A 6,000-nucleotide genomic window follows, 5' to 3' on the forward strand; every position below is an offset into this window, starting at 1 on the left:
GGGCTGGCGAACCGAAATGGAATGCGGCATCGCGGTGCGTTACATGCAGGTTACACGGCAAGATATTTTTATGTTGGCGGGGAAGTGTTAAGACTCAGACAAGAGGTGTGAGCGAGTTCGCTCAGCGGTAAATTTCAGGTAAAAAAACCCACGCATCTGCGTGGGTCGGTGCAACCGAACAGGGTGAATACCTGAAGACAGGTATCGCTGCCGCAGCAGCCGATCTTCACACCAATCAATACCTCTGGGACTTTTATCGTCGCTCAAAGCCATCAGAGATAACAGCGGCAAATCGCAACGGAATTCGGCGAAATGCAACGAGGTGTGAAAAGCACGACTGTAAAGTTACACACTGATTTTATTAAGATTTATCCGAAGGTGGCTTGCTATAGATCGCATCTGGCGCGATGTTCATATGCTTCAGCACCGGCCCCATAATGTTGCCAAAGGTCGGTGCCGCCACCGTACCACCGAAGTGGTCACCCGCAGTAGGATGGTTAATCAGCACCACCAGCGCCACTTCAGGATGGCTGGCCGGCGCAACACCGGCGGTGTAGTTGACGTAGCCGCCATCATATTTGCCGGTGGTGCCCATTTTCTCAGCGGTACCGGTTTTAGTCGCCAGACGATAGCCCGGCACATTGGCACGTAAACCAGATCCCCCCGGCAGTACGTCACTCTCCATCATATGTACCACGATTTCTGCCGTCACTGGATTCGCCACCTGGGTGCCCACCACTGGCGGTGTCACTTTGGTAATCGAGAGAGGACGGTATATGCCATAGCTGCCTAAAGTGGCGTATTCACGCGCGATTTGCAGCGGCGTCACACGCAAGCCGTAACCAAAAGCAAAGGTCGCACGTTCGATATCCGCCCAGCGTTGACGGTGCAGCGGGAAATACCCCACGCTTTCGCCTGTCAGGCCTAATCCCGTGGGTTTACCCAAACCAAAGGCCTGATAGGTATTCACCAGCGCGTCGGCGGGCATTGCCAGCGCAATATGTGAGGCGCCGGTATCACTCGATTTTTGCAGGATGCCGGTCACCGTCAGTCGCGGCCAATGGCCGACGTCACGGATCAGGTGGCCGTTTACCGTGTAAGGCGAGGTATCCAGCACGGAGTCGGGGCGGATTAAATGACGCTCCAATCCCTCTAACACCACCAAAGGTTTTACCGTCGATCCTGGCTCGTAGCTGTCATTGATCGCGGTGTTACGCATCTGGGCGGGTGTGGCATTCTCGTAGTTGTTAGGGTTGAACGAAGGATAGGACGCCATCGCCAGAATTTCGCCGGTATCAATTTTGATCAACACCGCCGCACCCGAATCAGCCTTGTTCAGCAATACACCATCACGCAGTTTGCTGTAGAGCGTGAACTGGTCAAACTTATCAATGCTCAGTTGAACGGTTGGTGGCTGTTTGGGCGGCTCATAATCCAGCATCGCCACGATATTGCCCTCTTTGTCCTGGCGATAAACCTCTTTGCCCGGCTCGCCTTGCAGCACATGATCAAAGCCTTTCTCCAGCCCATTCAGACCGGTACTGTCAGCACCGACAATGCCAATTAATGGCGCGGCCGCTTCACTCATTGGGTAGAAACGGCTGTCGTTATAGACCGAACTGATGCCCTTGAGGTGCAACTCGGCAATATCTTTTGCAATGCCCAGTTCAATTTTCCGGCCAAGGTAAAGAAAGCGCTTCTTGGGATTCGCGGTGATTTGATCGCGCAACTCTTCCGGGCGCAAATTCAACGCCGATGCAAGGTAAGTCCACTTGGCATTACTGAAATCGGGGTTAGCTTCCAGCACACGCATGGGGTCAGCAATGATGTCTCGCGCCGGCACGCTCAGCGCCAATGCCTGGCCGTCACGGTCCAGCAATGTGCCACGACTGGTCGGCAACGTGACGGTGCGCAACGAACGCTGATCGGCCTCATGTTCCAGCATCGGATGCTTAATCAGTTGCAGGTCACCGACGAAGATCAGCAACACGACCATGCAGCTCAACACACCCAGACAAATCAGGCGAAAACGAAAAGGGTTAAACGGGGCTTTAATCTGGTCTTTTCCCAGAAATTTTTTAATCGGGGGCATAGCATTCCGCTGCGGTAGAGGAGTAATCCAAGCTTATTAACTGCAGTTATAAAGAAAGGTACGACGTGATGACAGGAAAACTGTGTATCAGTTCGTTAGCGAAACGTGCGGGCAAAAAAAACCTGCGCATCTGCGCAGGTCGGTGTAATCAAGAAAACTTTTTGATGTTCACCCATCAATACCTCTGGGACCCTGACTTTAGCAAGGTGGCACGATGGGAAACCATCTCTCAAACGCAACAGTTACCCGCAAAATGTAACCAGCAGTGAGATTGTTAGCACCCCATTCACATCAGGTGTTTTTTGATTTCCACCAGGCAACTCATGGCGTTAGGTCCCTGGGTTAACGATGAGGTGCCGATGTCCAGCGTCAGCACGTTCGGGTTGCCCGCGCGGTCCCACGGTTGCCATGCGCGGCCGAATCCGGGATCAAACCAGGCGCCGGTGGAGATAATCACCACGCCGGGTGTTAAGCCATCGGTAAGCCGTACCCCTGCCAACATACGACCACGCGTATTACTGACTTCAATTTCATCGCCATCCACAATGTTACGCACGCTCGCATCCTGCGGATGCATATACAGGGTTTCACGCCCGGCGGTTTTATTTGCCTGCACCGTCGCCGTAGCGTCCATTTGGCTATGGAGACGATCTGAAGGCTGTATTGAGATCATATGCAGCGGGAAATCTTCGCTCAGCGGCGCACCTAACCACTCCTGCGGCTCACGCCACTCAGGGTGACCGGCGAAATCGTCCAACTGGTAATCGGCAATAGTCTGACAGAACAGCTCAATTTTTCCGCTGGCGGTCTGGATCGGATGCGCGATCGGGTTAGCGCGGAAATCGTCCATAAATACATACGGTTTACCGCCTTCCGGGATCTCAACAAAGCCGCGCTCCCAGAATTCACCGAACTCCGGGAAGTGAATATCTTTGCGCGCATGGGCCACCGCGCACTGCTGATACAGGTGTTCAATCCACTGCATCTCATTGCGCCCTTCAGTGAACACATCGCGATAACCGAGACGATCGGCAATATCCGCGAAAATATCGAAATCATTGCGCGCCTGATGCTGAGGTTTCACCGCCTGATGCATCGCAAAGACAAAGCGATCACGCGAGGAGCCACCGATGTCATTGCGTTCCAGCGTGGTGGTGGCCGGTAAAACGATATCCGCCATCTGCGCCGCCGGGGTCCAGACAATATCCTGCACGATCACGGTGTCCGGGCGCTGCCAGCCTTCAACTAAGCGATTGAGTTGCTGATGGTGGTGGAAAGGATTGCCGCCTGCCCAGTGCACCAGGTGGATATCGGGATAGTGCAGGGTTTCGCCCTGGAAGTTATAGGGCTGACCGGGATTAAGCAGCATGTCGCTGATGCGCGCCACCGGAATCGAGAAGTTGCCGGGATTTGGCCCGGTACTCATCATCGGCGCGGGCCCTTCCTGACGCGGATTGCCGACGCTGTTCATCGAACCGTGACCAAAGGAGAAGCCGCCGCCCGGCAAGCCTGGCTGTCCGAGCATTGAGGAGAGCGCAATCATCATCCAGTACGGCTGTTCACCGCGATGGGCACGCTGTACCGAGTAAGAACAGGTGATAAAGCTGCGTTTGCCAATCAGCTGTTGTGCCAGCAACGCAATACGCGCCGCCGGAATCCCGGTGATGGCACTCGCCCACTCCGGCGTTTTGGCGAGTCCGTCGTTTTCACCTAATAGATATTCACGCAGCTGCGGCCAACCGGTGCAGTGGCTGGCAAGGAAGCTTTCGTCCAGCGCATTGCGACGCGTAATCTCAAAACCGAGCGCCAGCATCAGCGCCACATCAGTATTCGGGCGAATCGGAATCCACTCGGCATTGACGAAGGCTGGGCAGTCATCGCGCATCGGGCTGATGTTGATAATCGGTGTGCCTTTGGCGGTGAGCTGCTCCAGTGCTGGTTTCAGGCTGTGCTGCCCAGCGCCGCCCGAAGCCACCTGGGCATTCTTGAGGGCCAGCCCACCAAAGGCGATAAAGATATCCGCATGTTCAACCACATCTGGCCAATCGGTAACGCGGCCGGTGAGCGGCATATAAGTGCCAATCACATACGGTAGGAAGAACTGCGCCGCGCCCCAGCTGTAGTTACCCTGCTGATCAACACCGCCGCCCCCCTGAAAATAGAAACGGCGAATCAAAGTACGTGCATGGTTAACGCGGCCCGCTGAAGACCAGCCATAAGAACCGTTGAAAATACCGGAAGCGCCATAGCGATCGCGCACACGGCGATTCTCTTCAGCCACCAGGTCCAGCGCGGTATCCCAATCCACGGCCACAAAATCTTCACGTCCACGCAGCGTGCGGTCGCTGTTCTCGCGGGATTTAAGCCATGAACGACGCACCATTGGCTGGCGGATACGCTTATCCGAGTAGACCAGTTCCGGGATGGTATTGAGCATCGGTGAAGGGTCGGCGTCAGCAAAAAAGGGATCGCAGCCAATCAGGCGATCATTTTCAGTGACGGCAGTAAAAGCGCCCCAGTGCGCCAGGTGCGGCACGCGAGTTTTCATGGTTATGGATCCGGCAGACAGGTGTAATAATGGATAGCAGCATACCATGAGGGGGTTGGCGTGCTAAAGGCTGGCTGAATCCCCTTAATTTCCGCGCTTTTGCGACAGCGCTGGCATTCTGACGGGTTGCTACAGGTAGTGTTTTCCGTAACACTGGGGGGATGTGTAAACGTTTTCCCGGATGCAAGTAATCGCATGGCTACCATTAAGGATGTTGCCCGCATGGCAGGGGTATCGGTCGCGACCGTTTCCCGTGTCATCAATAATTCGCCCAAAGCCAGCGAGAGTTCACGCCTCGCCGTGACCCAGGCAATGGAGCAGTTGCAGTATCACCCGAACGCCAACGCACGCGCCCTGGCGCAGCAATCCACCGAAACGCTCGGGCTGGTGGTGGGTGACGTTTCCGATCCGTTTTTCGGCGCGATGGTGAAAGCGGTCGATGAAGTGGCAGGTGCCACCGGCAACTTCCTGCTGATTGGTAACGGTTACCACATCGAGCAAAAAGAGCGCCAGGCGATTGAGCAACTGATGCGCCATCGTTGCGACGCCTTAGTGGTGCATGCTAAGAAAATCCCTGATGCGGATTTAGAAGTACTGATGAAGCAGGTGCCCGGTATGGTGCTGCTCAATCGTCTGCTGAAAGGCTTTGAGTCACGCTGTATTGCGCTTGATGACCGTTACGGAGCCTGGCTGGCGACACGCCACCTGATTCAGCAAGGGCACACGCAAATCGCCTTTATCTGCTCGACTCACCCGATTTCCGACTCCGAAGACCGCTTGCAAGGCTATTACGATGCGCTGAAAGAGCACGGACTGCCGTCTAACGATCGTTTAGTGGCGTGGGGCGAGCCGGATGAAGTGGGTGGCGAGCAGGCGATGACTGAATTATTGGGGCGCGGTAAACAGTTCACAGCGGTGGCCTGTTACAACGATTCAATGGCGGCCGGTGCGCTGGCGGTGTTAAGCGATAATGGCATTCGTGTGCCGGAAGAGATGTCGCTGATTGGTTTTGATGATGTGCTGGTGTCGCGGTATGTGCGCCCGCGTTTGACCACGGTGCGTTATCCAATCGTCACCATGGCACAGCAGGCGGCACAGCTGGCACTGGCGCTAGCCAACGGCACCGAAATGCCGGAAGTGACCAACATGTTTAGCCCGACGTTGGTAAGACGCCATTCGGTGAGTGGACCAGGTTGATTTCCCGGTGCGCATGAATGCGCACCCTACGGAAAACGGCCTCTCGATCCGATGAAAAATGTGGTGCACGGATACTCGTCTATCGACCCGATGCCCAATCTGGCGTGCGGATACTCGTCTATCGACCCAATGCCCAATCTGGCGTGCAGATACTCGTCTATCG

Annotated in this window: 3 protein-coding genes; 1 reads left to right on the forward strand and 2 read right to left on the reverse strand. The window is 55.3% G+C overall.

Features of this window, described 5'->3' with window-relative positions:
- Window positions 1-361 precede the first annotated feature (361 nt).
- Both HA51_RS23690 and HA51_RS23700 read right to left on the reverse strand, forming a co-directional pair.
- Complete coding sequence (locus tag HA51_RS23690) at window positions 362-2,092, reverse strand: penicillin-binding transpeptidase domain-containing protein (RefSeq protein ID WP_084937573.1); 1,731 nt, start codon at window positions 2,090-2,092, stop codon at window positions 362-364.
- 286 nt (window positions 2,093-2,378) lie between these two features.
- Window positions 2,379-4,640, reverse strand: coding sequence for a molybdopterin-dependent oxidoreductase (locus HA51_RS23700; RefSeq protein ID WP_084937579.1), 2,262 nt, complete (start codon window positions 4,638-4,640; stop codon window positions 2,379-2,381).
- Window positions 4,641-4,835: 195 nt separating this feature from the next.
- On the opposite strand from HA51_RS23700, the gene galR reads away from it, so the two are divergent.
- Window positions 4,836-5,837 carry an HTH-type transcriptional regulator GalR gene (gene galR, locus HA51_RS23705; protein WP_034823157.1) on the forward strand — a complete coding sequence of 334 codons (1,002 nt, stop codon included), beginning with the start codon at window positions 4,836-4,838 and terminating at the stop codon, window positions 5,835-5,837.
- Window positions 5,838-6,000 lie beyond the last annotated feature (163 nt).

Source organism: Pantoea rwandensis (assembly GCF_002095475.1).
GTDB lineage: Bacteria > Pseudomonadota > Gammaproteobacteria > Enterobacterales > Enterobacteriaceae > Pantoea > Pantoea rwandensis.

Bases quoted from the DNA above. Each gene is read 5' to 3' on its own strand.
- galR (WP_034823157.1), top strand. From the start codon at position 4,836: ATGGCTACCATTAAGGATGTTGCCCGCATGGCAGGGGTATCGGTCGCG.
- HA51_RS23700 (WP_084937579.1), bottom strand. From the start codon at position 4,640: ATGAAAACTCGCGTGCCGCACCTGGCGCACTGGGGCGCTTTTACTGCC.
- HA51_RS23690 (WP_084937573.1), bottom strand. From the start codon at position 2,092: ATGCCCCCGATTAAAAAATTTCTGGGAAAAGACCAGATTAAAGCCCCG.